The 240-nt window shown below is 45.4% G+C and carries 1 protein-coding gene; it reads left to right on the forward strand.

The genetic code is table 11. The features are described from left to right. Window positions 1–240 (forward strand): hypothetical protein (locus ESB04_RS12555; RefSeq protein ID WP_164969682.1); only part of this gene is annotated, 240 nt, incomplete at both ends.

Consider the following 240-nt stretch of genomic DNA (forward strand, 5'->3'; position numbering starts at 1 on the left):
GTGCTTCTTCCTACGCTTGGAACAATGGCATCACCAATGGTACAGAATTTACCGCTACCGAAACTAAAACCTATACCGTAACGGGTACGGATGCCAATGGTTGTACCAATACGGCCACTTCCATTGTCACCGTAAATACTTTACCTACCGTTACTGCCACTCAAAACCAAACCGTTTGTGCAGGTGCTAAAGTAACTTTATCAGGTTCAGGTGCTTCTTCCTACGCTTGGAACAATGGCA

The sequence above is a fragment of the Aquirufa rosea genome, assembly GCF_004118285.1.
Taxonomy (GTDB): Bacteria; Bacteroidota; Bacteroidia; order Cytophagales; family Spirosomataceae; genus Aquirufa; species Aquirufa rosea.